Origin of the sequence: Psychrobacter sp. GW64-MNA-CIBAN-0177, assembly GCF_040309585.1 — a bacterium.
Taxonomy (GTDB): Bacteria; Pseudomonadota; Gammaproteobacteria; order Pseudomonadales; family Moraxellaceae; genus Psychrobacter; species Psychrobacter okhotskensis.
The window spans coordinates 1-26,533 of record NZ_JBEOOY010000030.1 but is presented as its reverse complement, the minus strand read 5'-3'; the positions used below and the strand labels follow the sequence as shown (position 1 = coordinate 26,533).

General features: G+C 43.3%; 24 protein-coding genes. 12 read left to right on the top strand and 12 right to left on the bottom strand.

The genetic code is table 11. The features are described 5' to 3' along the window. Positions 1 to 203: 203 nt before the first annotated feature. Positions 204 to 962 carry a hypothetical protein gene (locus AAEY79_RS13160; RefSeq protein ID WP_025652882.1) on the bottom strand — a complete coding sequence of 253 codons (759 nt, stop codon included), beginning with the start codon at positions 960 to 962 and terminating at the stop codon, positions 204 to 206. 213 nt (positions 963 to 1,175) lie between these two features. On the opposite strand from AAEY79_RS13160, the gene kdpF reads away from it, so the two are divergent. Continuing rightward, entirely contained in the window at positions 1,176 to 1,286 is a 111-nt protein-coding gene (gene kdpF, locus AAEY79_RS13155) for a K(+)-transporting ATPase subunit F (RefSeq protein WP_084212332.1), read from the top strand. Beyond that, the gene (kdpA, locus tag AAEY79_RS13150; protein ID WP_227502382.1) at positions 1,286 to 2,383 is read left to right on the top strand and encodes a potassium-transporting ATPase subunit KdpA; all 1,098 of its coding nucleotides are present in this window, start codon (positions 1,286 to 1,288) and stop codon (positions 2,381 to 2,383) included. The genes kdpF and kdpA overlap by 1 nt, the downstream gene beginning before the upstream one ends. Positions 2,384 to 2,397: 14 nt before the next feature. Here the strand turns inward: kdpA and AAEY79_RS13145 are convergent, their stop codons facing one another. The 10 genes from AAEY79_RS13145 to AAEY79_RS13100 form a co-directional block, all read right to left on the bottom strand. Further along, the gene (locus AAEY79_RS13145; protein ID WP_025652883.1) at positions 2,398 to 3,099 is read right to left on the bottom strand and encodes an IS1 family transposase; all 702 of its coding nucleotides are present in this window, start codon (positions 3,097 to 3,099) and stop codon (positions 2,398 to 2,400) included. 91 nt (positions 3,100 to 3,190) lie between these two features. Further along, positions 3,191 to 4,876: an AMP-binding protein gene (locus AAEY79_RS13140; RefSeq protein WP_025652884.1), complete on the bottom strand. Its 1,686-nt coding sequence runs from the start codon at positions 4,874 to 4,876 to the stop codon at positions 3,191 to 3,193. Positions 4,877 to 4,937: 61 nt separating this feature from the next. After that, positions 4,938 to 6,029: a CaiB/BaiF CoA-transferase family protein gene (locus tag AAEY79_RS13135; protein ID WP_350587969.1), complete on the bottom strand. Its 1,092-nt coding sequence runs from the start codon at positions 6,027 to 6,029 to the stop codon at positions 4,938 to 4,940. Further along, a complete protein-coding gene (locus AAEY79_RS13130; protein ID WP_350587968.1) occupies positions 6,022 to 8,202 on the bottom strand; it encodes a 3-hydroxyacyl-CoA dehydrogenase NAD-binding domain-containing protein in 2,181 nt (726 codons plus the stop codon). Before AAEY79_RS13130 ends, AAEY79_RS13135 begins: the two co-directional genes overlap by 8 nt. 55 nt (positions 8,203 to 8,257) lie before the next feature. Beyond that, positions 8,258 to 9,466, bottom strand: coding sequence for an acetyl-CoA C-acetyltransferase (locus tag AAEY79_RS13125; RefSeq protein WP_201567495.1), 1,209 nt, complete (start codon positions 9,464 to 9,466; stop codon positions 8,258 to 8,260). Between the two features lie 129 nt (positions 9,467 to 9,595). Beyond that, on the bottom strand, positions 9,596 to 10,747 hold the full coding sequence (locus AAEY79_RS13120) for an acyl-CoA dehydrogenase family protein (protein ID WP_101211050.1): 1,152 nt from the start codon (positions 10,745 to 10,747) through the stop codon (positions 9,596 to 9,598). Between the two features lie 887 nt (positions 10,748 to 11,634). Continuing rightward, the gene (locus AAEY79_RS13115; protein ID WP_025652889.1) at positions 11,635 to 11,940 is read right to left on the bottom strand and encodes a putative quinol monooxygenase; all 306 of its coding nucleotides are present in this window, start codon (positions 11,938 to 11,940) and stop codon (positions 11,635 to 11,637) included. Positions 11,941 to 12,029: 89 nt separating this feature from the next. Further along, complete coding sequence (locus AAEY79_RS13110; protein WP_350587967.1) at positions 12,030 to 12,881, bottom strand: SDR family NAD(P)-dependent oxidoreductase; 852 nt, start codon at positions 12,879 to 12,881, stop codon at positions 12,030 to 12,032. Between the two features lie 117 nt (positions 12,882 to 12,998). Then, a complete protein-coding gene (locus AAEY79_RS13105; RefSeq protein WP_350587965.1) occupies positions 12,999 to 13,220 on the bottom strand; it encodes a hypothetical protein in 222 nt (73 codons plus the stop codon). 171 nt (positions 13,221 to 13,391) lie between these two features. Beyond that, positions 13,392 to 14,519 (bottom strand): alkene reductase, encoded by a 1,128-nt coding sequence (locus AAEY79_RS13100; RefSeq protein ID WP_350588005.1) that lies wholly within the window; start codon positions 14,517 to 14,519, stop codon positions 13,392 to 13,394. Between the two features lie 185 nt (positions 14,520 to 14,704). Here AAEY79_RS13100 and AAEY79_RS13095 point away from each other — a divergent pair, with 185 nt between their 5' ends. The 8 genes from AAEY79_RS13095 (at position 14,705) to AAEY79_RS13060 (ending at position 24,557) form a co-directional block, all read left to right on the top strand. Further along, positions 14,705 to 15,589, top strand: a complete 885-nt coding sequence (locus AAEY79_RS13095; protein WP_350587964.1) for a LysR family transcriptional regulator — start codon at positions 14,705 to 14,707, stop codon at positions 15,587 to 15,589. A gap of 446 nt (positions 15,590 to 16,035) precedes the next feature. Further along, positions 16,036 to 18,222, top strand: a complete 2,187-nt coding sequence (locus AAEY79_RS13090; protein WP_350587963.1) for an FAD-dependent oxidoreductase — start codon at positions 16,036 to 16,038, stop codon at positions 18,220 to 18,222. A 214-nt stretch (positions 18,223 to 18,436) separates the two neighbouring features. Continuing rightward, on the top strand, positions 18,437 to 19,744 hold the full coding sequence (locus AAEY79_RS13085) for an ABC transporter substrate-binding protein (protein WP_350587962.1): 1,308 nt from the start codon (positions 18,437 to 18,439) through the stop codon (positions 19,742 to 19,744). Beyond that, on the top strand, positions 19,741 to 21,519 hold the full coding sequence (locus AAEY79_RS13080; RefSeq protein WP_352288669.1) for an ABC transporter permease subunit: 1,779 nt from the start codon (positions 19,741 to 19,743) through the stop codon (positions 21,517 to 21,519). The genes AAEY79_RS13085 and AAEY79_RS13080 overlap by 4 nt, the downstream gene beginning before the upstream one ends. A gap of 116 nt (positions 21,520 to 21,635) precedes the next feature. Then, complete coding sequence (locus tag AAEY79_RS13075) at positions 21,636 to 22,280, top strand: ATP-binding cassette domain-containing protein (RefSeq protein ID WP_201567514.1); 645 nt, start codon at positions 21,636 to 21,638, stop codon at positions 22,278 to 22,280. Positions 22,281 to 22,344: 64 nt separating this feature from the next. After that, on the top strand, positions 22,345 to 22,986 hold the full coding sequence (locus AAEY79_RS13070; protein ID WP_201567516.1) for a CDP-alcohol phosphatidyltransferase family protein: 642 nt from the start codon (positions 22,345 to 22,347) through the stop codon (positions 22,984 to 22,986). A 50-nt stretch (positions 22,987 to 23,036) separates the two neighbouring features. Next, the gene (locus tag AAEY79_RS13065) at positions 23,037 to 23,855 is read left to right on the top strand and encodes a sterol desaturase family protein (RefSeq protein ID WP_201567518.1); all 819 of its coding nucleotides are present in this window, start codon (positions 23,037 to 23,039) and stop codon (positions 23,853 to 23,855) included. Positions 23,856 to 23,903: 48 nt separating this feature from the next. After that, positions 23,904 to 24,557, top strand: coding sequence for a DsbA family oxidoreductase (locus AAEY79_RS13060; RefSeq protein WP_201567520.1), 654 nt, complete (start codon positions 23,904 to 23,906; stop codon positions 24,555 to 24,557). Positions 24,558 to 24,762: 205 nt separating this feature from the next. Here the strand turns inward: AAEY79_RS13060 and AAEY79_RS13055 are convergent, their stop codons facing one another. Continuing rightward, on the bottom strand, positions 24,763 to 25,419 hold the full coding sequence (locus AAEY79_RS13055; protein WP_265088485.1) for a TetR/AcrR family transcriptional regulator: 657 nt from the start codon (positions 25,417 to 25,419) through the stop codon (positions 24,763 to 24,765). 195 nt (positions 25,420 to 25,614) lie between these two features. Here AAEY79_RS13055 and AAEY79_RS13050 point away from each other — a divergent pair, with 195 nt between their 5' ends. Together AAEY79_RS13050 and AAEY79_RS13045 are read left to right on the top strand one after the other, a co-directional pair. Further along, positions 25,615 to 26,154: a peroxiredoxin-like family protein gene (locus AAEY79_RS13050; RefSeq protein ID WP_265088238.1), complete on the top strand. Its 540-nt coding sequence runs from the start codon at positions 25,615 to 25,617 to the stop codon at positions 26,152 to 26,154. Positions 26,155 to 26,349: 195 nt separating this feature from the next. Continuing rightward, positions 26,350 to 26,533, top strand: a 184-nt coding sequence (locus AAEY79_RS13045) for a hypothetical protein (RefSeq protein ID WP_240990890.1), incomplete at its 3' end; no start/stop codon positions are given.

The window sequence follows — 26,533 nt, the reverse complement described above, 5'->3', positions numbered from 1 at the left end:
CTTTATGATTATGTTTGATGATCGTATTAGTAAGCACTTAATCTAAATGGCAGTTACACAGAATTCGGGATGGGCTCGCGCGCTACTCTCGTTTTCTGTGAGCTTATCCTAAATCGTATTCATAAAATCAACTTTGCTTTTATACGTAAAGTCCTCACCCGCTACTACTTCGTTCTATAACTTTCTAAGCTTAAGTTAAGCGCTTACGGCTCATCACAAACCCTCTTGATACTTTTGCCAAAGAGGGTTTTATTAAGTTGATTATAATGACTAAAGACTTTTTGAGAGTCAGCATGATAAATCTGATTATTGACGCAGTTACCAAAACCAAAGGTTAACAAACTTATTTTGGCATAATTAGCAGGATCGCTGGCTTTTTCTTCCTCATAGCGCTCGGTCGCAAACTTGCGATATGACTGACCGCCATCACTATGCATAAGGGCTTGCTGCTCAATTCTTTGTTCAATGAACTGCCGCCATTTACGCTGTACGGCAGTTTCGTTTTTGAAGAAAGGTTCAAGATACTGTTTGCACATCGGCGGGCTCAATCTCATCGCTTGTATAGGATCTATATAAGCCAAAATACTCAATCTATCATGAACGTATTCGCCTTCAATAGACTTTAGTAGCTCACGCTTATACGTCTGGGCTGCTGGTACGACTTCTAATGGCTCAACTTTACGCTTGAGTGACTCATACTCTTTATCTAAATTGGTTATGTCTGTCTTCGATACGTTGTCTATATCGTTAATATTCATCGGTGGAAAAAAGCTTTGTAGATTTGCCCTCGTTAAACCCTCCAATACGAAATGTGAATTCTTGATTTGCTTGGCGGTATATTTTTTATTGTCAAAATTACCCTGCATATCGCATAGCTCATCTTGCCATTTATAGATCTCGGCTCGGGCGATATTAGTGACTGTCATTGCGGTAAGTATGGCGGCGATAGTCATTGCTTTCATGATTTCAGCTCCTGATTTAAGTCCTTTTATTTATCTTAGTATTTATAAAGATAATGTAGGGGAAAATATTACCCATCTTTATACTTTCTTTATACCCCACCGCGTTATCTTGACAACACTTTTATACCTCTCTCGGCATACTATTCCTATTAATAACTAAGCAATAAAAAAGTAATAAAAGATCAGTCTAACCATCGCTGATCTTCATTATTCATGGTTCATTGTGCGTTTTTGGAGAGTGTCATGGAAGTTTTTGCAGGGTTTCTAGCCCTCGGTTTATTCATCTATTTGTTATATGTACTGATTAAACCGGAGGCATTTTAATGACCATATATGCGCTTTCACAGCTGGTTATTTATTTAATCGTTCTATTTACCTTAGGGTATTTTCTATCAGGGTACCTGCTGCAAAGGATGCAAGCCCCTGTTTCTCGGCTTGAATCCCGTATTTTTACGACGCTAGGTATGATCGGTCAAGATACCAAGGGCAACCCTGCTTTTGGTATGAATTGGAAACAGTACGCGCTCGCCATTGTGCTATTCAATCTCATTGGATTGTTGGGGTTATTTGTGTTGCAGTTGGTGCAAGGACACTTGCCGCTAAACCCTGCCAATATGTCAGGCGTCACATGGGACTTGGCGATGAATACCGCCATTAGTTTTGTCACTAATACCAATTGGCAGGCTTACGGCGGCGAAAGTAACATGAGCTATCTGACCCAAATGATGGGTATGTCGTTGCAAAACTTCTTATCAGTCGCAACCGGTATCGTAGTGGCTTTTGCCTTAATGCGCGGTCTAGTATTTAAAAAAACCACGCACTTGGGTAATGCTTGGATAGATTTATGGCGCTGTAATCTTTATATTTTGCTGCCGATAGCGGTAATTATAGCCGTGCTGTTGATGAGCCAAGGCGTCATACAAACGCTATCCATGTATACCGATGTGCAGACCCTACAAGGTGAATCGCAAACGATTGCTTTGGGCCCTGTTGCCTCGCAGGAAGCCATTAAGATGCTCGGTACCAACGGTGGTGGATTTTTTAATACTAACTCTGCTCATCCGTTTGAGAATCCCACGCCCTTTTCTAATTTTATCCAAATGTTGGCCATCTTCCTTATCCCAACGTCGCTTTGTTTTTGTCTTGGCAAAATAAGCGGCAACCTCAAACAAGGTATCGCTATCTTAAGTGCTATGACGATCTTGTTCATAGCGATGTATTCTTTGACCGTCAGCAGCGAGCTTGCCGGCAACCCTTGGTTGGCGTCACAAGTTCAAGGTCTGACCGATGCCAGTGTGAGCGGCAACATGGAGGGCAAAGAAGTGCGTTTCGGCATTGTTGCCACGTCATTGTTTGCCACGATTACCACTGCCGCTTCGTGCGGAGCGGTCAACGCCATGCATGATTCGGTAGTGTTCTAAAAAGTATGCTGGCATTAGACGTAGCCATAATTGACATAAAAGAACACCAGATCGAATACTTTAAAGTGATTATCAAGCTTTTTTGAGAAGCAACAAGTCTTTCTAACCGCTCGTCTTAACCGGTGTCTAAGACGGCAGTTATTACCTTCAATGCCTACCGTATGTTGTTTGCCAATTCGTTTGTTATCACTTTTAAAGGCGGTTATAAAACTGTCCCAGTTGTCCATACTGATAGAGCCATAGCTGACTGTAAGCTGCTTAAGACGCGCTCTTAACTTCTTAGCCGTTTTTAGGTCACGTTTGCCCCAGACATAAGCGACAATCTCATTAGTTGCACGGTCATAAGCGTAGATGAGCCAGACTTTACGCTTCTTGCGATACACGTAAGTCCAGAACTCATCAACCTCTAAGCGTTCATAGTAGCGCTTCTTAGGCGCGATCTTATAAACAGATGAGCCTATGGTGCTCAATACTTTACCAATACTGACTGAGGCTATAACCGCTATGTCTCTAACGCCGCAACCATGAACCGTCATTAGCCGTATTTTATCTTCTATTTGAGAGTGACAACCTTGGTAGGTTAAAGCATGATCACCAATAAATTGTCGTTTGCAGTCCTTACACTGGTAGTTTTGCTTACCATAGCTTTTTATACCATTTTTCTTTAGACTAAGACTGTGACAGTCGGGGCAATTGATCTGTATTTGTGTCTTCATAACCTCAAATATATCATCTTGCTTTGACTGTCACCCTTCCTTTATTACCCCAGCATACTTTTTGATACACCACCAAATATTAAAACTGGATTTAAACGCTACTCGCTGATTTTCTAAGCTCATGGCGCAGTGTTTTACCTACGGTAGATTTGGGTAACTCGGTTATGAATTCAATATGGCGAGGGCATTTGTAGCCTGCTAGATTTTCTTTACAAAGCGCTTTTATCTCGTTTTCATTCAAACTCTGATCGGCTTTAACAACATAAGCTTTGACCGATTCACCTTGCCGTTCATCAACAATACCAACAACAGAACATTCGACAACTTTAGGATGAGTTTCAATGATGTTTTCGACTTCGTTAGGATAAACATTAAAGCCGCTGACAATAATCATGTCTTTTTTACGGTCATAAATTTTGATAGCGCCCTGCTCGTTCATAGACGCGATATCGCCAGTTTTTAGATAACCATCAGCAGTGAAAAAACCAGCATTGTCAAGATTATGATAACTAGCGATGACGTTATCGCCTTTGATACACATCTCACCCACTTCACCTAATTCGATAATTTCCCCTGCTTCATTACGGATACTAATATCGACTCCGGGTAGTGGCAGGCCGACATTGCCAGTGTACTCGGTGCCATCGAATGGATTGGCAGTGCCAACTCCTAGGGTCTCAGACATTCCCCACCCCTCTAAAATAGGCAAGCCCGTGACTTCAAGCCAGCGCCTTGCTGTCTCAGGGGTTGCTGCCATACCGCCAACCACGGTCAATTTGCATTCTGAAAAATCTAATTTGCTAAATTCGGGATTATTGACAAAAGCTTGAAACAAAGTATTGACGCCAGGAAGAAAGTGGAAAGGACGTTTAGCTAGAATCTTAATAAAGCCAGGAATATCACGTGGATTGGTGACTAAGGTGAGATGTTGACCTACGCTCAATCCTACTATCGAGCAGATAAAGGCATAAATATGATAAAGCGGCAGGGCAATAATACTATTCATCTGGATGTTATCAGCAACGTCCGCATAAACCGGTTTAAACCATTCAACGAACTGATAAGTCGCCGTCACCACGTTTTTATTGCTAATCAAAATACCCTTAGCGACACCCGTAGTGCCCCCTGTATATTGCAACATCAATAAGTCATCAGGTTTTATAGCAGGGCGAGAGTAAGGCAAGTTTTTGCCGTTTTTTAACAGTGACTTATAGCTAGTGACCTCATAATTAGCGTTAGATTTTAAATGATAACTAGGGATAGCTTTTTTGACATAGTTAGCGGCAAGGTTTACAAGTGTCCCTTTCGCTGTACCTAGCATGTCGCCAATTTTGCTAATGACAACAGTTTTGACTGGAGTATCTTTGACTATTTTTTCTAAAGTATTGCAGAAAGGCTCTAAGATAAAAATTGCCGCAGCATCAGAATCAATCAACTGATGTCTCAATTCGCGGGGACTATATAGTGGGTTGATTAAGGTCGTCACCATACCTGCGCGAACGATCCCTATAACAATAGGCAAGTACTGATGAACATTGGGCATCATAATACCGATGACTGAGCCTTTGGCTAAGCCTAAGTTCTGAATCCACGCGGCAATCGTTAATGATATCTGGTCAATTTGGGCATAAGAGTAGCTAACGCCCATATTGCTAGAGAACTCTCGATCAGCATATTCTATTAACTTATCATTGATTATATCAATCACGGTACTGTGCGGCGGGGCTATTTGGGCGTTCACCCCTTTTGGATAACCCTGTGTCCAAAACTTATCCATAACTTACCTTCCTTGGTAATGAGTTTAAAGAATAAATGATTTCAAAATTCAGCTTTGATAATTATTCTTTGATATCTTGCCATCCTATTGTTGAGTGATGCTCGTCCTGATGGGCAAATAGTGGATGTGCTTTGGCCTCTTCTAACGTCAGTACAGGAGTGGCGCAAACGTCTGTAGCCTCAAATGCTTGTTGCCAAAAATCAAGCGGCTGACTGGCAAATTTATCAGTAACCGCTTTAGCAGCTTCTTGACTAGCTGGCAGATTAGGCATAACTCCGCGCTGCCAATGAGCATCTTTGTACTGCGGCAGCTCTAAAACCTCACATAATCCTTGCCAAAATTTCAGCTCAAGCGAACCCACCGCCATGTAGCGATCATCTGAAGTTTTGTATAAGCGATAGCATGGTAATAACCCACCTAAAAAGTCATAGTGTGGTGGCGGATTTTGACCCGAGAAGCTCTTAACGAGCGTCCCCGTAGCTTTAGGCATAATCATATGATTGTATAAGCTATGCGTCATGCTGACTGCGACATGTCGACCTTTGCCCGTGCGCTGAGCAGCAAAGACCGCTGCAAGTAAGGCAATGACAGCCGTATCACTACCGCCTGCTAAGTCTGCAAACTGGACATTAGGCATTGCCTGATCGCCATCAGCCGTCTTGAGCTGGTCAAGTACGCCACTCATCGCCATAAAGTTAATGTCATGACCCGCTTTAGCCGCCCAGTCATGAGTGATGTTATCGCTATCAGCAGTGCCATAACCAGTAATAGATACCATGACCAGCTTTGGATTAATCGCATGCAGGGTCTTAGCGTCCAGTCCCATACCCTCAAGCACTTCTGGACGGAAGCTGTCGAGCATGACATCGGCGTTCTTAAGATGCTCCTTAATAGCCTCGATGTCTGCAGTATTACGGAAATCTATCTTTTCAATCGTTTTTCCATGATTTAAAGCATCGAACAATCCACCTAGAGCGCGAGCAGGATCGCCACCTTTAGGCTCGATTTTTATGATTTCTGCGCCCAAATCAGCAAGCAAACGTGTCGCAAAAGGTCCTGGTAGATTGCGGGTCAAATCAATGACCTGCAATCCTTGTAAGCAGTCGCTCATGCCATCCATAGCATTAGCTAAATTAGCCATCGAATCAGTCATCAGAGAAAACCTCACCACTTGACGCCATCTCTACTAGAATATTTGCCGGCTCAAAACGTTCGCCATATTGCTTGGCAAGTTCGCGACTACGGGCGACAAACTGCTCTACACCCATAGAATTAATAAACTGCAACGTACCACCTTGATGTGGCGTAAACCCCCAACCAAAGATAGAGCCAATATTGGTATCGGCCACTGAGCGTACAACATTTTCTTCAAAACACTTAGCGGATTCGTTGGCTTGAATAAACATCAAACGATCCACAAGATCTTGTTGCGATGGTTGCTCAGCGGTGGTTGGGTATAAGTTCACCAGCTCAGACCATAAGTGCTTGTCGCCTTTTTCTGGATACTCATAAAAGCCTTTGCCGTTCTTTTTACCTTCGCGATCGTGCTCTTTAACAAAAGCGCTAAGGATATTATAAGAAGGAGGCATCACCATCGTTTTGCCTTCGGCTTCCATATCCTTTTGCTGCTGCTCGATGACATGCAAGGCTAAGCTCAATGACACCTCATCTTGTAGCGCTAGCGGCGGCATAGGCATACCGGTTTTCATGCCAGCAACTTCGATACTACGTGGATGCACACCTTCACCTAGCATGGCGACGCCTTCTGATACATAGGTACCGAATACACGTGAGGTATAAAAGCCGCGACTGTCATTGACAACAATAGGAGTCTTACCAATTTGCAGCACGTAATCAAAAGCTTTGGCTAAGGTTTCGTCGTCAGTTTTTTCACCGACAATGATTTCCACCAAAGGCATCTTATCGACTGGCGAGAAGAAATGGAGACCAATAAATTGCTGCGGACGTTTGCTCGCTTCAGCCAGTCCTGTTATGGGCAAAGTTGACGTATTAGAAGCGTAAACCGCTGATTCTGGAATCACAGCTTCAGATTGCTGCGTACACTTGGCTTTGATTTCACGGTTTTCGAACACGGCTTCGATGATTAAGTCGCAATCTGTTAGATCGTCATAAGAGACAGTTGGGTGAATACGTGCCAGTAATGCTTGCTTCTTGTCTTCGGTAGAGCGTTTACGAGTGATCGCTTTATCCAAAAGATTGGTAGAATACCCTTTGCCTTTTTCGGCACCTGCCAATTCAGTATCGAGTAGTACCACATCTAGTCCTGCTTTTGCGCTGACATAAGCGATTCCCGCACCCATCATGCCCGCACCTAAAATACCCACTTTTTTAGTTTTATAGCGCTCAAAACCAGCAGGGCGTGACTGGCCCTTTTTGATGCTATTCAGTTGCGTCCAAAGGGTGCCAATCATGTTTCTAGATTCAGGGGATAGCACACAAGCGGCAAAGAAACGCGACTCAAGCTCGAGACCGGTGTCGATATCGACGATACAGCCTTCAAAGACGCAAGACATGATATGAGTAATCGCTGGATAGTTGCCGTGCGACTTTTGATTAGCCATCGCAGGCGCGATAGAGAATACTTGCACCACTTTAGGATGCATACTATTGCCGCCAGGGATTTTAAAGCCTTTTTTATCCCAAGGTTGCTGCGCTTTCGGATTGGCTTCGATCCACGCTTTCGCTTGCGCTAACATATCATCATTATCAGAGGCAGTAGCATCGATAAGACCGATATCTAAGGCGGCTTTAGGACGTAGCTCAATTCCTTGCGTCATCAGCTCAAGCGCTTTTTGAATGCCGACAAGTCTTGGTAGACGTTGAGTACCGCCCCCACCTGGCAATAGACCCAACTTAACTTCTGGTAGACCAAGTTTGGTTTTTGGAGAGTCAATCGCTATACGATAGTGACAGGCTAATGCAAGCTCTAGTCCGCCGCCTAAAGCCGTTCCCGTCATAGCGGCAACTACAGGTTTACCTGAAGTTTCAAGTTTACGTAGGCTACCTTTTAAGTCTTCGACTAAATCAAACGCTTGTTCAGCGGTCTCAATACGTGATAGTTGATCAATATCAGCGCCCACAACGAAGCTGTCTTTTGCTGAGGTTAGGATCAAGCCTTTAGCAGACTCATCATTAATAAAACTGTCCGTCATAGTGGCAAAAGCGTCGGTAAAACCATCGCCAATAACGTTCATTTTTCGATCGCTTTGATCGATAGTTACCATGACGATACCGTCATCATCACGTTGCGCTGAAAAGTTTGCTAGATTATTAATAATATCGATGCTGTCTGTATTTGTAGTCATTTTTTATCCTTTAAATGATCTCAAAATTATCATTTTTATGCATTAAATAGAGGGTTTATACGCGCTCAATGATAGTCGCAATTCCCATACCACCACCGACGCATAACGTCAGCATGGCGGTTTTAAGATCACGACGCTCTAACTCATCTAGTACGGTAGTCATTAGCATAGCGCCCGTAGCTCCTAGCGGATGACCCATAGCAATAGAGCCACCGTTTACATTGACAATATCAAGAGAAATACCAAAATCATGAGCGGTGTTCATGGGAACAGCGGCAAAGGCTTCGTTAATTTCCCAAAGATCAATATCAGAGGCTTGCATACCCGCTTTATCCAAGGCCTTTTTGCAGGCAGGTGTTGGACCCGTTAGCATAATGGCAGGTTCTGAGCCGATAACTGCGGCCATGGTAATCTTGGCACGCGGTTTAAGACCGGCTTTTTTCCCAGCAGCAGCGCTACCCACTAAGCATAGAGCGGCACCATCAACGATACCCGATGAATTGCCCGCATGATGCACATGATTCACTTTTTCGATAGTAGTGTATTTGTCCAAAATAACGCTATTAAATCCCATCTGACCGGGCATCACAAAAGAAGGATTCAATCCTGCTAACGTCTCAACCGTCGTATTCGGACGGATAGTCTCATCTTTATCTAGTAACAGCATGCCATTAAGATCTTTGACAGGCACCACTGACTTATCAAAATAACCTTTTTCCCAAGCGTTGGCAGCGCGGCGATGTGATTCAGTAGCAAATTCGTCAACATCAGTACGACTAAAGCCTTTGAGTGTGGCTATCGTATCAGCGCCAACCCCTTGTGGTACAAAAGCAGTTGCAGCGTTAACTCGTGGATCCATGTACCAAGCGCCACCGTCAGAACCCATTGGTACTCGGCTCATTGATTCGACGCCGCCTGCGACGACCAAATCTTCCATACCTGACATGACTTTGGCAGCCGCAAGATTGATGGATTCAAGCCCTGACGCACAATATCTAGAAAGCGTGACGCCAGCGACACTTTGATCCCAGTCGGCATCAAGCACCGCAATACGAGCAATATCAGAACCTTGCTCGCCTACAGGAGTGACGCAGCCAAGGACAACGTCATCTACTAAGCTGGTATCCAAGTTATGGCGCTGCTCCATCTCTTTTAATAAACCACGCACCAACCAGATGGGCGACGCTTGGTATAAAGAACCATCCTTTTTGCCTTTACCACGTGGGGTACGGATGCTGTCATAGATATAAGCGGTCTCAGTCATAAAAATCCCTTTTTACTTTTTTAAATAGGTAACAAATATAATTGCTAATAAATATCAAATTGTCGGCTGAATTATAAGTGATCAAAACTTCAATAAATAAATCCAGCAGCACTTCTCGAACAAAACGAGTTACATAAAGCGAGCAGCAAGCTCTTTCATAATCTCGTTGGTACCGCCATAGATTTTTTGTACCCGCGCATCAGCGTATAGGCGCGCAATAGGATACTCGTTCATATAACCATAGCCACCGAACAATTGCACACATTCATCGATCACTTCGCACTGCTTTTCAGTGACCCAATATTTGATTAACGAGGCATGAGGAATAGACAGCCTTTTTTCCATGATGGCATCTATCGCTAAGTCACACATACTATGAGCGGCTAGATAATTGGCATAACACTCTGCCATTTTGAATTTGGTGTTTTGGAATTTCCAAACCGGCTTGCCAAAGGCTTCACGTTGTTTGACATAATCAAGCGTCAAATTGATAGCCAATTTCATCGCGCCAATGCCTGTCAAGGCGATTAATAAGCGCTCACGAGGTAGCTCTTGCATCATTTGAATAAACCCCATCCCTTCTATCGGACCAAGCAGATTCTTTTGCGGGACGCGCACATTACTAAAAGAAAGCTCTGAGGTATCTTGGGATGTCAGGCCAACTTTATCCAAATTACGACCGCGCGCAAACCCTTCTAAACCATCAGTCTCTATTACAATGAGTGAGACGCCTTGCGCGCCTTTTTCGCGATCTGTCTTACAAGCGAGCAGAATGAGATTGGCATGCTGACCATTGGTAATAAAGGTTTTTGAACCATTAATAATATAGTCATCACCCTCTTTTATCGCATAAGTCTTCAGGGCTTGTAAATCAGAGCCAGTGCCCGGCTCAGTCATAGCGATAGCCGCGATATATTCGCCACTAGCCATTTTGGGCAACCACTCTTTCTTTTGCTCTTCGGTTGCATGGTTCAATATATAAGGAGCAACAATTCCTGAATGCACAATACCGCCAAAGCCTGACTGATTGGATTCTGCTTGCGCATAAATAATCGCGACTTCATCACGAAAATCGCCGCCACCGCCGCCATATTCTTCAGGCATTGAGGCACATAAAAAACCATTTTCGCCGGCTTCTTCCCAAGCCTCGCGGTCAATCATGCCGTTCTTTCGCCATTGCTCATCTTTTGGTTCCCAACCTTTAAACATTTTAAGCGCACTCTCGTAAACCATTTTGCGCTCTTCAGTCATCCAATTTGGGGCTAAGGTTTCGATACTCATATAGTCTTTCCTTGACGATATTACTTGGTGAAAAGTCATTAATTTAGAATTGTATAAAACCATAATAGTAGAATAGGTAATTATAATTACCTTAATATAAAACTATCTATTCATTTAAAGTTGCTTACTCTGCTAGATATACTAAAATAGTAAGTATGCGGTTGCAACTCATATTTTAACAATGGTAATTTATATTACTTTATCACTATAATATTATTTTAAAGGTCAGTGCGGCTTTATTAAAATAAAAAAATTTCATACAGCCGCACACCATCAAAAACTCAGTTTTTAATGAGGTGTAATAAAACTTTAATACGCAGCGTTGGAGTGAACAATGAAGGATAGGATATATATAGTTGAATTCAAATATTTTTCATACATGGAAACCAAGTGCAATCTATACATTAGCAGGGTTATCGAGAATACATCGGGTTTATATGGATTTGGTTATATAGTCATTAATGCCGTCATCAACTACAAACAGAGGAAGCTGATGTCGTATTTGTTGTAGTTGATCCAATGTAAAAGTACTACAAAGCAACTGAGTGACGATGTATATGTGATACTTCAAGCGAGGTTAACGTCGGAACTTTTTTATAGGGGATTGACTATAGGAGAATAAAAGGACAGTCTGCTTTTGGAAAGCTAGCGAAGAGGCAGTATTGGTAGCTAATGGCTTTTGAGCTTTGAGCTTTGAGCTTTGTCATTAGCTACCAATGCATGTACTATATTTTTTGACGCTCGTTGCGTGGTAGCTGCACTGCATAAATATGGCATACCACTCTGCAACCACTTATTTATAAAAGCTAAAGCTGTGGGAGTTTTGAAGTCTATAGGACTGTACTTTTATCCTTATCTTTAAAATGAGGACACGCCCTAGGTAAAATTTACGCGATAAAGGTCATCTCAGTGATAACAAAGTTATCGATCATATCCTTTGTCACTTTAACAAAGTTTTGAAAATGCTCGCTTTGTCCATGCTGCTCCATCAGCTCCTGATTTTCCCAAACCTCATAAGTGACAAAATTATTAGGATTGGCATTGTCTTGATGTAGGTTATACTGAATACAGCCTGTTTCAGCCTGTGACGCTTTGGTTAGCTTGAGTAGCTCAGATTTGGCTTGTTCAGTGTGTTCAGGTTTGATCTCAATAGTGGCAACGAGGGTGATGGCTTGGTTTGCTTGCGTGTTCATAATGGCTTCCTATGTTTATATACTATGATGATTTTGAGTGCATTCACTTTGTTATGGTATCCAATAAATGATCCGACTGACTATAAGTCTTATGTAGAAATCGATTTTAATACTGCCTGAGTTTGGCGTTTAAGCGCTGTAATGGCTTCTTTATTTAAAGCATCGGCATGCGGTTGACCGAACTCGCCTCTAGCATCGCCATGTGCCCCATCTTTAATATCATTATCAAAGTATTTGCCCGTATCATCAGAGAACTCATCCGAGATAGCCAACTCCGCTAGGATATTCGCCCCTTTATCTGCTGAGGACCAATATTGTCCGTAAGCCGCATCGACCATTTTGGTATTGAGTAACGAGCCTGGATTGACAGCAATCACACTGATACTATTGCCTGCGACGGTATCGGCTAAGTCCATACTCCACATCGTGAGCGCCAGCTTACTTTGCGCGTAGGCCTCTTTATCATTGAGATGCTCGTTTCCTGCAAATGCTTTATAGGATATCGGCGCTTGAGCTGCTGAACTTAGATTGACGATGCGCGCTTTATTAGATTTTTTGAGTAGCGGTAACAAGGCGTTGGTCAGCTTGTAAGGCGCTAAATAATTGACCACAAATCGTACGTCTAATCCGTCTTTGGTCATGGCCGATGCAGTGGTATAAATCCCTGCGTTGTTAATCAGCACATCAAGCTTTGACAGTTTTTCGCTTACTTCTACAGCCATATGACGTACTGCATTTAAATCTGAAAAATCAGCCACAAATCCATCAATATTATCTACCGCTGCACCTTTTGACACTGCTTTGACTTCTGTAATGACCCTGTTAAGTTTGTCAGCATCTCTGCCATGCAAATACACTCGATGTCCCGCTTCTGCTAACTTTAAAGCCGCAAGTTTACCAATACCATCAGTGCTGCCAGTAATTAAAATAGTTTTAGTCATGAGCCGTCCTTATGGTCTAAGTTGTTATTTGATTTTTAGAAGTGCGTTATATTGTATCCGTCGTCATGGCGATGATTGTAATGAAAATGTTGTGATTCAAATAGTAACCTAAGACCTCTACTTTTCTCTTCTTAAACGCTCAATAAGCCTGCCTGCTAGTGGGAATGACACCATTTGTGTCAGCGGAACGAGGATTATTGTCTCAATCAACACCACTACGGGCAAACTTAGACCTTGGGTCACAGGCTTTAATAGCGTTAATACGATTAAGAGCGTCGGATAAAGTCCAACATACCCTATTAATATGCGTATCAGCCTGTCTTTGGAATTCTGATTCATTGCCTACTACCTATTGATAAAACGATAAAAGAAAAACCTTTAAGCGACAAAAACAATAATTGTCGCTTAAAGATTGACTGTCTGTGAATATCCAACAAGTCACAAATTTATAAATGAAAATAAGGCCATTAGTATTAATGGCCTTATCTCAGTCACTGTTTATGTACTTTGCTATTCTTGATAGTAAGGATAATCACTGTAGCCCACATCAGTACCACCATACATCGTGGTAGGATCTACTTCATTCAACGGCCAGTTATTGGCAATACGCTCTGGCAGATCAGGATTGGCGATAAAAGGACGACCAAACGCGAATAAATCCCCATAACCTTTAGATAGTATATCGACCGACTTCTGCACAGTGTATTTACCCGCATAAATAATACGTCCTGAAAACTCAGCTCTGACTGCTTGATAAAAAGTGTCTGGTAAATCAGGCGCATTATCCCAATCAGCTTCTGCAATGGACAAATAAGCAATACCCGCTTGCTCAAGCAATTTGACTGCTTCGACATAGGTATGATGGGGATCTGACTCTACCAAGCCTAAATACACGCGCGTCTCATCCGTACTCGCAAATAATGGCGCAAAGCGTACGCCTAAACGATCAGCACCCACCACATCACTGACAGCAGCGACGATTTCTTTTAAGAAGCGCAAACGATTGGTCAACGACCCACCATATTGATCATCACGGTGATTGGTGTGCTCAGAGATAAACTGATTGACCAAATAACCGTTAGCACAATGCAGCTCTACCCCATCAAAACCCGCCTCCAATGCATTGCGCGCAGCGGCCGCATACATCGTTACCAACTCACCAACTTCATCGGTACTGAGAGCGCGTGGCTCACTTGGATCAGCCAATGCACCTGCACCTGGACCTGTTTCAATAAATACTTTGACGTTATCAGCGGTAATATCAGACGGCCCTACCGGCTGAGCACCATTAGGCTGCAAGCTGGTGTGCGACACACGGCCTACATGCCAAAGCTGAGCAAAAATAATACCGCCTTTGTCATGTACTGCTTGCGTGACTTTTTTCCAACCTTCAACTTGGGCTGATGAATGGATACCTGGCGTCCAAGCATAACCTTGACCTCTTGGCTCAATCTGCGTACCTTCCGTCACCATAAAGCCTGCTGACGCACGCTGTGCATAATAGCTGGCCATTAAGTCATTAGGGATATTGTCAGGTTGCGTGCTACGAGAGCGTGTCAATGGCGGCATTACGATACGGTTGTTGAGCGTATAAGGCCCAAGTGCTACAGAGGAAAATAATGTCTTTGTATCTGGAATAGTTTGTGTCATAAGTATCTCTTTTAAAGCAGCTGATGGCTTATTATTGAATGTATTGAGCCTGTTTTAATGCTTAATAGCTCATTTAGTGGCTACTTAAGCAATGTTGGTCAGCATAGCGTTTTGCAGGTACAATTAGAAACAACCGTTTCTTGTTTAAGATACAATTATTAATGGTATTAATTATGGATGGTATGAACCGGCTTGATATCAAGCAGCTTAGGGTGCTTCAGTCACTATTTGATCTAAAAAATCTCTCAAAAGTTGCACGCAAAATGGGACTGACGCAACAGGCGATCAGTGAGCAGTTGCGTAAGCTACGGGATTTGTTTGATGATCGTTTGTTTATCCGTCAAGGTAATAGTATGGTGGCAACGCCAAAAGCACTGTCGATGCGGCAACCGATTGACGATATATTAAAACAGTTAGAAATGTTGTTAGAGCCCGAGGTGTTTACGCCGCAAACCTATAAGGGTGTGTTTACGATTAGCGCAACTGACTATGCAACGCAGGCATTATTACCACAACTGTTTAATATAACGCGCCGTGAAGCGCCTGATTTGAGGTTGATAGTGCGCGACTTTGCTTCAGATAACATCAATCAGCTGATTGCGGCAGGTGAACTTGATCTACTCATTACCTTTCCCGAATTTATTCCTGATAATTTATCGTATGTGACGCTGCTTGAAGAGCAACATTTATGCATTACTGGTTGTAAAAACACCTTTGCAACAGAGGCACTAACACTGACACAAATCGCCGCACAGCCGCAACTGGTGGTATCGCCTTCGCGTGCTAATTTGCGCGGCTCTCATGACCAATGGTTCGCTGAAAAAGGCCTTAAGCGAAACATCGTGATGTCAGTACCTAGCTTTTCAGCCGTGCCAGATATTCTGCATACCACCGACATGATTGCCTTTTATCCTGCGCGACTACTGCCAAACGATAAAGTTAAAGAGCTTAAAGTAGAAGCCTTACCGCCCACCTTTAAGGTAATAGCCGCTTGGCATCCACGTACTAATGACAGTGGTATACATCGCTGGTTAATTGAGCAATTAAGAAAATTATAATAAATGTTCATCGCTATTTTATAAAACTGTCACCTGTCACCTGTCACCTGTTACCTGTTACCTGTCAGATAAATTTGAACAACCATTCAATAACCCTTACAATGCCTAACAGACCTATATTAGCCATTTTATTTGCATTTGAGCATTCACTCAAATTAAACCACATTGTTTGCATGTATTGCCCTATCTTTGATAAGGCATTCGAGTGGTTTAAGTTTGGGTAAAAGACTTTATCAGCTCAAGCTTAAGACAGCTGCTAGTAAGTCTGAGTAGTTATTTTGATCTACAAACTAAAAAACCATATGCAACGACGAATAATAAAAAAGTAGATTATAGTAAGACTGATGACATAACGATGCGTCTAGAAGTAAGACTTTTTTAAATGCTGTCATCCACATCCGCCCCTTTGCATGACTATTTTGCATGACTATATAGCTGGATAATCCATGATTAAAAAGATAGTTTTAATATTAGCCGTATTGATGTTAGTCATTGGCTTTTTTTACTTTGACCTCAACGAACTATTGACGCTTGACGGCTTAAAAGGGTCGATGGCGCAATTTAACGACTATAAAGCGCAATCACCACTATTAATTATCGGTGGGTTCTTTTTACTTTATGTCGTCGTCACCGCCCTATCCTTACCTGGTGCAGCTATTTTAACCTTAGCAGCTGGAGCGTTATTTGGCTTATGGCAAGGCTTATTGGTCGCCTCATTTGCCTCTAGTATTGGTGCGACACTGGCCTTTTTAACCTCACGTTATTTACTGCGTGATACGATTAAACAGCGCTTTCCGGAACGCTTAGCAGCCATTGACTCTGGCGTTGAAAAAGAAGGCGGGTTTTACTTATTTACCCTGCGCTTAGTGCCGATATTTCCGTTCTTTTTGATTAATTTACTCATGGGCGTCACTGCGATTAAAGCGAGGACATTCTACTGGGTCAGCCAAGTTGGTATGCTCGCCGGCACCTTGGTTTACGTCAATGCAGGTACACAGTTGGGGAAAATCGATAGCCTTTCAGGTATTTTATCGTTTAATTTAATTGTCTCATTTGCGTTGTTAGGTTTCTTCCCATTAATAGCAAAAGGGATATTAAATATGCTAAAAAAACGCCGCGTCTATAAAAACTACAACAAACCTAAACAATTCGACCGTAATATGATTGTGATTGGCGCTGGTGCTGGCGGGCTAGTCACCAGCTATATTGCAGCCACCGTCCGAGCAAAAGTGACTTTAATCGAAGCGGGTGAAATGGGTGGCGACTGCTTAAATTATGGCTGTGTACCGAGTAAAGCTTTGATTAAAAGCGCAAAAGTCGCAGAACAGATGCGCAATGCTGAGCGTTACGGCTTAGAAAATACACCACCAAAGTTCTCATTCAAAAACGTCATGAGCCGTATCCATAAAGTCATCGCTGATATCGCGCCAAACGATAGCGTCGAGCGTTATACGGAATTGGGTGTCGAAGTGCTAAAAGGTTATGCCAAATTCATCGATCCGTGGACGGTAGAGATTGCGCTAAACGATGGCGGCACGCAAAAACTCACCGCACGTTCCATTGTTATCGCTACTGGCGCGCGTCCATTTATCCCAGATTTGCCGGGTTTGGAAGAAACCGGCTATGTGACCAGCGATACTATTTGGAACAAGTTTACCGAGTTAGAAGAAGCACCGAAAAAGCTAGTGGTACTTGGCGGCGGGCCAATCGGTTCTGAGCTAGCACAAGCTTTTGCACGCTTAGGCTCCAATGTTACCCAAATCGAAAGAGGCGCGCGTCTCATGAAAAAAGAAGACGTGGAAGTCTCTGAATTTGCACACAAAGTACTCGTCGAGAGTGGCGTGAATGTCTTAACCTCGCATCAAGCGATTCGCTGTGAAGCTCGCGATGGTAAAAAATTTATTATCGTTGAAGCGCAAGACGACAGTACAGTTAAAAAAAGCGGTACAGATAAGCAAGAGATCGCTATTGAATATGACGAATTGCTTTGTGCCGTTGGACGTAGTGCGCGCTTAGAAGGCTATGGCCTAGAAACCTTAGGGATTGAAACTGAACGTACCATCGAGACCGATGACTATTTAGAAACCCTCTACCCCAATATTTACGCTGCTGGTGATGTCGTTGGCCCTTATCAGTTTACTCACGTGGCCTCCCATCAGGCATGGTACGCCGCCGTAAATGGTTTGTTTGGGCATCTAAAGAAGTTTAAAGTAGATTACCGCGTGATTCCGTGGACGACTTTTATTGATCCAGAAGTCGCACGCGTTGGCTTAAATGAGCAAGAGGCTATTGAAAAAGGCATCGACTTTGAAATTACTCGCTATGACTTTAAAGATTTAGATCGTGCGGTGACGGAAAGCGCCAACGATGGCTTTATCAAAGTCATTACGCCGAAAGGCAAAGATAAAATACTCGGCGTGACCATCGTCGCTGAGCATGCTGGAGACATCATGCCGGAATTTATATTAGCGATGAAGCATGGCTTAGGGCTGAATAAAATACTCGGCACCATTCATATGTACCCGACATGGGCGGAGGGTAATAAATACGCGGCTGGTGAATGGAAACGCAATCATGCGCCTGAAACGGTATTAAACTGGCTTGAGAAATATCATACATGGCGTCGAGGGTGATTAGCTTTCCAGTGAAACTCAATGCTGTTGGCACTCATTAGTTTATCAACTTTTAGACGATCGATTTGCTTTAGAAATAAGTGCTGTTGGTACAAATTTTCTTCGCTTGCTGTGTGACTTCGTCACTCCAGAGGCTTCAAAAAATTTATCCCAACAGCACTCTTCAGAATATATGACTGAATGACGTTTAACACGGGTTATAACGAGAACATAAATGTACGTTATTAAATCTTTACTAGCTTTGCCAACGCTAAAACATCTAAGCCGCTATAGCACCTATGCTATGGTGCTTAGCGTTTGCATTGGCATATCAGCAAGCACTGCCTCACCCACTACCGATGACCTTAATCAAACTTTATCATCTTGGCAGCAGATAGAAGCCCAAGGTAAAAACCAAGACGTTTACTTCTATGCATGGGGCGGTGACCCGCAAATAAATGCCTATCTACAGTGGGCCGCTGAAGAAGTGGATGACAAATATAATATTAATTTGGTTCATGTCAAATTGAGCGACACCAGTGAAGCCGTTAGTCGCGTACTCGCGGAAAAGTCTGCCAACAACAATGATAAAGGCAGCGTTGATCTCATCTGGATAAATGGCGCAAACTTTGCCACCATGAGTGAGAATTCGTTATTACTGAAACAATGGGCGAACAAGCTGCCTAACTTTGCCTTGACCGATCCAGAGAATAATCCTGCCGTTAACTTTGATTTTGGTGTACCGACTAATGGTATGGAAGCACCATGGGGACAAGCCTCGCTGACCTTTTATTACGACAGCTTATCAACTAACAAGCCACCAACCACTTTAAATGAGCTAGTCAATTGGACAGCGCAAAACCCCGGGCGTTTTAGCTATCCAAAGCCACCTGACTTTTTAGGCATGAGCTTTTTAAAATACGCTTTAGTCATGCTGCACGAGCAGCAAGATGCGAATACAGGCAAAAATATCAAAGCACAGCTCAACTTGCCAGCCACTGAGCAAAATACAGATATTATATTAGCCCCTTTATGGACGTTTTTAGATGATTTGCATCCCACCTTATGGCGCAAGGGTGACCAATTTGTGCAAACGGGCGCGCACATGCGGCGTTTGGTCGATGATACCGAGCTTAGCTTAGCCTTTAGCTTTTCCGCGCCTGAAATTCCTGCGGCCGTGCAGCGTTATGACTTACCCAAGAGCATTCGTAGCTATGCCATGAGCGATGGCAGCTTAAGCAACACCCATTTTGTGGCGATTCCTTATAACGCCAGCCACCCACAAGCCGCGCAGCTAGTGGCAAACTTCTTGCTAAGCCCAGAAGCACAGGCTAGAAAGCAAACGCCTGCTGTGTGGGGTGATAAAACCGTACTCGTCCAATCGACGCTCGACCCTGAGCAACAAGCGCTATTCAAGACTAACAAACCGCATCCGAGCGCCCTACCTGTTGACGCTATAAAACGTACCGTGAATGAACCACATCCGAGCTGGGTTGATGCCATTATGCAAGGCTGGCAGACACGTTATGGAGTCAGCCCATGAGTAAAGATTCTAATAATAAAAGGGAGAAGAAAAACGTCAATTCCGCAACAAGCACTGGCATAACCGCGCCTTATAAAACAGATCTATTTACGCGTACCGTCTCCTTGAGTCCGACATTTTTACTGCTGCTACTGATATTACCGGTACTCGGTGGTTTACTCAGCGTGCTGTTACCTGCCTTTAGCTGGGTGCCTGCACTTGAGCAAACGACTTTTGGTCTACAAGGCTTTAACGATCTTTGGCAGACGCCTGGTCTTATCCAAATGGTAGCGTTGAGCATCGCTACTGGATTAATCAGCACGCTATTCGCTTTTGTCATGGCCTTAATGATATTGGCGGCATTTTTTAATAGTATTTGGCTGACCCGTATTGAGCGTTTGCTGAGTCCAATCTTGGTCATTCCTCATGCAGCGGCAGCCATCGCGGTTGGCTTTTTGATTGCGCCTTCTGGTATGTTTTCGCGCCTTATTTCACCGTGGCTAAGTGGCTGGGAGTTGGCGCCAGGCGGTATGTTTCCACATGACCCGTACGGCATCAGTATTATTTTAGGTTTGACGTTAAAAGAGCTGCCATTTTTATTACTTATGGCACTAGGGGCTTTGGCACAACCAGAGCTTGGTAAAAAGCTGCGTCAACAATATAAAGTTGCGCTAAATCTCGGCTATTATCCCATCACTGCCTTTTTTAAAGCCGTACTCCCTGTCCTCTATCCTTTTTTACGTTTGCCTATCTTAGCCGTTCTTGCCTATGCCAGTGCCAGCGTAGAGATGCCATTGATATTGGGTCCAAACACGCCGCCAACGCTAGCGGTTACTATCATGCAATGGTTTAACGATGTGGATTTAAACCTACGTATAAAAGCCTCGGCGGGCGCGTTATTACAATTGGCATTGACGGGTAGCTTAATCGCCTTGTGGCTTGGTAGCGAGAGAGCGATAAAAACTTGTTTTAACAGCACGTTGATAAATGGCAAGCGCCACTATGCCGATGCATTATGGCAAAAAATCACTGCCGCGTTGACCACTGTATTGATTGGCTTTATTTTGCTGGCGCTCATTGGTCTGGTCATGTGGTCAGTAGCTGGTTTTTGGCGCTTTCCCGCCGTATTGCCAGAGCAATTGGTGTTATTACATTTTCAAAGTGCCTTTACGCAAATGGGTACGCCATTATTTAATACCATCACAATCGGTATCGTGAGCACCGTATTTGCCATTGTGCTGACTTTATTATGTCTAGAAGCTGAACAATTAAGTAAAAAACCACTCTCAAAATTTACCAGTTTCATTATCTATTTGCCACTGTTAGTGCCGAGCATTGCGTTTCTATTTGGTTTGGTATGGCTACAGCAACTGGTAAATAACCAAACGGCGTTTTTTAATGTGGCGTTTACCCATCTGCTTTTTGTACTGCCTTATGTGTTTTTATCGCTTGCCAGTAGCTACAGGCGTCTAGACCCGCGTTTTGCTCATGTAGCCGCAAGCCTTGGTGCAACTCCTGTTAAAGTATTTTTGCAGGTAAAATTACCACAATTATTTGCGCCGCTGTTAATTGCTATCGCCCTTGGTTTGGCAATCAGCTTTGGTCAGTATTTGCCGACATTATTGGCAGGTGGCGGACGAATCGCCACCATCACCACCGAAGCGGTGACTCTCGCAAATGGTGCCAGTAGGCGCACCAGTGCGGTGTACGCTATCATCCAAATGATACTGCCATTAATTGGCTTTATATTGGCATGGGTGTTGCCGAAGTATTTCTTTAAAAGTGGCACTCGTTAGAAATAACATCTATAAGCGCTCCACTTTAAAGAAACAGCCTACGTTCGTCCATACTAAGTTAAGAGTCAGGTAGCTGTGAAAATATCAGTCGTTAAAAACACAAAAAAGGGTCCTTGATGCAATCATCTTTACAGATAAAAGACTTACAGTTATATCGACAAGGCAAGCTATTACTAAGCCTAGATGAGCAAATTGCTGGTGGTGAAATATTGACTGTCATGGGCCCATCTGGCAGTGGTAAATCGAGCTTATTGAATTGGCTAACAGGTACCTTACCAAATGGTTTTACCGCTACTGGTGAGGTCTGGTTGAATGATGAAAATGTAAGCTACTTACCTACGCACCTGCGTCACATTGGAGTACTGTATCAAGATGCCCTACTGTTCTCACATTTATCGGTAGCGGGTAATATTGCTTTTGCGATGCCTAAAAGCAATAAAATGGGCGATAGAAAACAGCGTAGTGAAAAAATAGAACAGGCGCTGGCACAAGTGGGATTAGCAGGCATGGGAAATCGCCATCCTGACAACCTATCGGGCGGACAACAAGCACGAGTGGCACTACTGCGCACCTTGCTCAGCGAGCCAAAAGCGATACTACTCGATGAGCCTTTTAGCAAGCTCGATACCCAGCTGCGAGTAGATACGCGCCAATTGATATTTGAGCAAATTCGTACTCATAAACTCCCCGCCATCATGGTCACGCACGATCATAGCGATGCTGAGGCCGCAAAGGGTAAAGTGATTCATTTAGACTTGTAGCTCTAAACCTGTAGTCTTAGAATTATAACCTTAAACATTGAAGCGAAATACAAAAGGCAAGCGCATGCTAGACAAATTTCTCACGCCCATGATTAAGCCGATACTAGCCCCTGTGGTCGTTGTATTACATAAACGCGGCATCACGGCTGATCAACTCACGGTGGCGGGCTTTTTAATCGGCATGTTAGCCTTACCATTACTGGCATTTGAGCTTTGGTATGGCGCACTGGCAGCAATTGTATTAAACCGTGTTTTTGATGGCCTTGATGGCGCGCTAGCTCGTCATGCACAGCAAAGCTCAAGTGCAGGCGGCTACTTAGATATTACGCTCGACTTTTTATTTTATGCAGCAGTTCCGCTAGGCTTTATCTTGGCAAATCCTGAACAGAATGCCATTGCAGGTGCTTTACTACTCGCCGCTTTTATTGGTACAGGCTCTAGCTTTTTAGCGTTTGCCATCGCGGCGGAAAAGTTTAAACTGGATAAACCACAGTTCAAATATAAAAGTTTTTATTATTTAAACGGTTTGACGGAAGGCACCGAAACCATTGCGCTGTTTGTGGCCTTTTGCTTTTGGCCACAGCACTTTGTACTACTCGCTAGCATTTTTGCCACGGCCTGCGCGATTACGATTTTTACCCGTATCCATAGCGGCTATCATACCCTTAAACAGTTAGAGACTGATGCTATAGTCGGTTCAAAATAAAAAAATATGGTCACAATATACTGCTGGTTTAAACCCTTAAGAGGTAAGCAATGACTAACGAAGTATGGTGGCGGCTTGGGTTTTTTTTGAGCATTTTAGTGATTATGATGCTGATTGAATGGCGCATGCCTGCACGCACCGCGCCGATCAAAAGCCGTAAACGCTGGTTCGCTAACTTTGGCTTGGTGTTTGCGTCATCCGTTATTGCTCGTCTAGCCGTGCCTGTCGGGCTAACCGCTGTGGCGCTTAATAATCAGCAGCATGGAATTGGTCTATTTAATATTATCAATTTGCCAAGCATTGTTGTCATCATATTAAGCTTAATATTACTCGACATCATTATTTACTGGCAGCACCGATTATTCCATCGCGTGCCTATTTTATGGCATCTGCATAAAGTCCATCACGCTGATGCGCATGTTGATGCCAGCACAGGACTTAGGTTTCATCCTATTGAAATCGTTTTAAGCATTTTAGTGAAGCTCGTTGCCGTCAGCTTATTGGGCGTCCCTGCCATCGCAGTACTGATTTTTGAGATTGCGCTAAATGGCTTAGCAATGTTTAACCACGCCAATATCCGCCTGCCACCTGCCATTGAAAAACCTGTTCGTCTGATATTAATGACGCAGATTTTGCACCGTATTCACCACAGCCAAAGCGTCAGCGAGACCAACTCAAACTATGGTTTTAGCGTGATTTGGTGGGATTGGATTTTTGGTAGTTATAAAGATGAAGCGACGAAGTCTGATAACGAGCTAAATATTGGGCTAAAAGAATATCCGTCACCCAAACAGAACGCCTCGCTATGGGGGTTGCTCGTGATGCCGTTTAAAAATAAAGCCTTTATAAATAAGTCATTCAAAGATTAGTATCAGTTGAATAAAAGAGCCTGCACAATAATGAGGAAGGAATACGTTATGACCAATTCAAAAACTCCACTTAGAATAGATATCATATCGGACGTGGTTTGTCCTTGGTGCGCCGTTGGTTATGGACAGTTGGCTGAAGCACTAAAGCAAACGGACACTGAACATGAGATTCATTGGCATCCGTTCGAATTGAACCCTGATACGCCAAGTGAAGGGAGAAATTGGCGTGAGCATATCGCCAAAAAGTATGGTTCTAGTAGAGAGGAGTCTGATGCCAGTCGTGCCCGAATCACTGAGGCTGGCGCAGAGGTGGGATTTGAGTTTAACTTTACCGAAGAAACTCGCACCTATAATACCTTTGATATGCATCAACTGCTGCACTGGGCAGATCAGCAAGGGCACATGCATGAGTTGAAGCAAGCGTTATTCATGGCTCACTTTACCCATGCTAAAAACCTCTCTAAAAGAGATATATTGGCAGATATTGCAGCACAGATTGGCTTAGATCGTAGTGAAGCACTCGCGGTATTAGAGGATCAACGCTTTGCCGAAATAGTACGTCAAGCGCAGCAGCACTGGCGGCAGCAAGGTATCCAAAGTGTGCCCTCCTTTATCTTTAATCAAAAACACTTGGTTAGCGGTGCACAAGGGGTAGAGAACTTCAAAAGTATCTTGCAGCATTTAGCAGAACTACCAGAGTAAAAAGCATTTTTGATTATTTCAAAATTGATTTGGCAAAATCAGTTATTAAAATCCAGATATAAAAAAGGGCAACTCAAAATTTAATATTTGAGCAGCCCTTTTCTCATTTATTCATACCGATAATTGACCTTATTGCATATTGCTTGGTTCTCAGCTTAGCTTTTAATTATCCTAAAGATCACTCTTGCCTAAACCAGTTAGCAGTCTAATTAACAAACGCGCCATTACGCATGTTTTCTATAGACAATGCCATATCTTCAGCCAATGCTTGCACCGCTGCACTATCAACATCACGCTGAGCAAAGGCACGCAAGCCCATCACTTCAGCCTGCAAGCGTCGCCCCAGCCTAGTCGCATCAAGATCACTATCAAGCTCGCCTAGGCGCTGCGCCTCAACGAAACACTTTGTAAAACGTGTTTCCATGCCAGCCAGTAATTTTTCTACTTTATCTAACGCTGATTGCTCACGAGCACCAAGCTCGAGTAAGCTTTTGACCAACATACAAGCTCGACTCGGTATCTTTTGATCACAGATACCGCCAAGCTGACGCATATAAGCCGCCAATCCTAATAAAGGGGACTCGTGGCTGGCGAGTATGCGTTCAAGCTCAGTCAGCGAAGCGTTAGCATAATGATCGAGTGCTTCTTGAAACAGCCCATCCTTATTACCAAACGCCGCATAGATACTTCCCGGCCGCATATCGAGAGCTTGTTCGATATCTTTTAAGGAAGTGGCATGAAAGCCCTTTTGCCAGAACAGCTGTATAGCACGCTCCAAGGCTTCGTGACGATTGTATAGTGTGGTACGTGACATAATATCTTCCAACTTCTCAAAGCCATGACCTCTATATGAAGTCAGCATGGCTGTATCGTTTGAGTAATTAGCCAATTTTATCTTGAATGATTGCTCAAGTCCAGTTAAAGTAGGCGTAACCAGCCTTTAATGGAATGCTTAGCAAGGTTTACGCTAACTTATTCACAAACACTCATTACCCAATAATTAAATAAGTTTTTTAACCCTCATCACTCACATTAATACAACACCTCAAAGGATAATATGATGCAAGCAAAAGATACTCAAAAACTCCGCGCCGGTAGTCAATTCCCTGACATACAAGTACCAATGTTAGATGGTGAAATGAAAACCTTAGGCAAGCCTGAAAATGGTCACGATTGGAAGTTAGTGGTGGTTTATCGCGGTAAACATTGCCCGATCTGTACTAAATATCTCAATCAATTAGAAACGGTAAAATCATCATTCGCTGATGCTGGCGTCGACATCATTGCTGTATCAGGTGATAGTAAACAGCAGCTAGAGGCGCATTTAGAAGAGCTGGATATCAGCTTTCCAATAGCTTATAGCTTGACTGTTGAGCAGATGAATACCTTGGGGCTTTATATCTCCGACCCACGTTCTGAAAAAGAAACCGATCATCCTTTTGCAGAGCCTGGTGTCTTCGTTATTAATGCTAAAGAAGAGATTCAAATCATTGACATCTCTAATGCCCCATTTGCCAGACCTGAGCTTGAAGCCCTTGCCAACGGATTGTCTTTTGTTCGAAAAAACGACTACCCTATTCGTGGTACCCATGTTTGATTGCAGAGGGCTATATGATACTTCAAACGAGATGAATGCTGTCACGTTTTTATAATAGACTGTCTGTCTATTTCAGTACAACAGTGAAAGCATCTCCTTAAAATAAAAAACTTCAAGCTCTATATACTATAGCTTGAAGATTTTTTTATTAATCCAGTACTGGTTGATTATATTTAATCAACGAAACTATAGTCAGTGAAAAGTAATATCGATACACGACGCCCTGCTGATATCAATTTTTCTTGCTTGCTGTGCCTGCGCAGACAGAGGCGACAAAAAATTAATATCAGCAATACCCTAGAGCGTGTCCTCAATTCAACCGATAGCAATCTAAATGGGCTAAAAATGGTTAAATCTTGCCAAACATCGTCAAATAGCT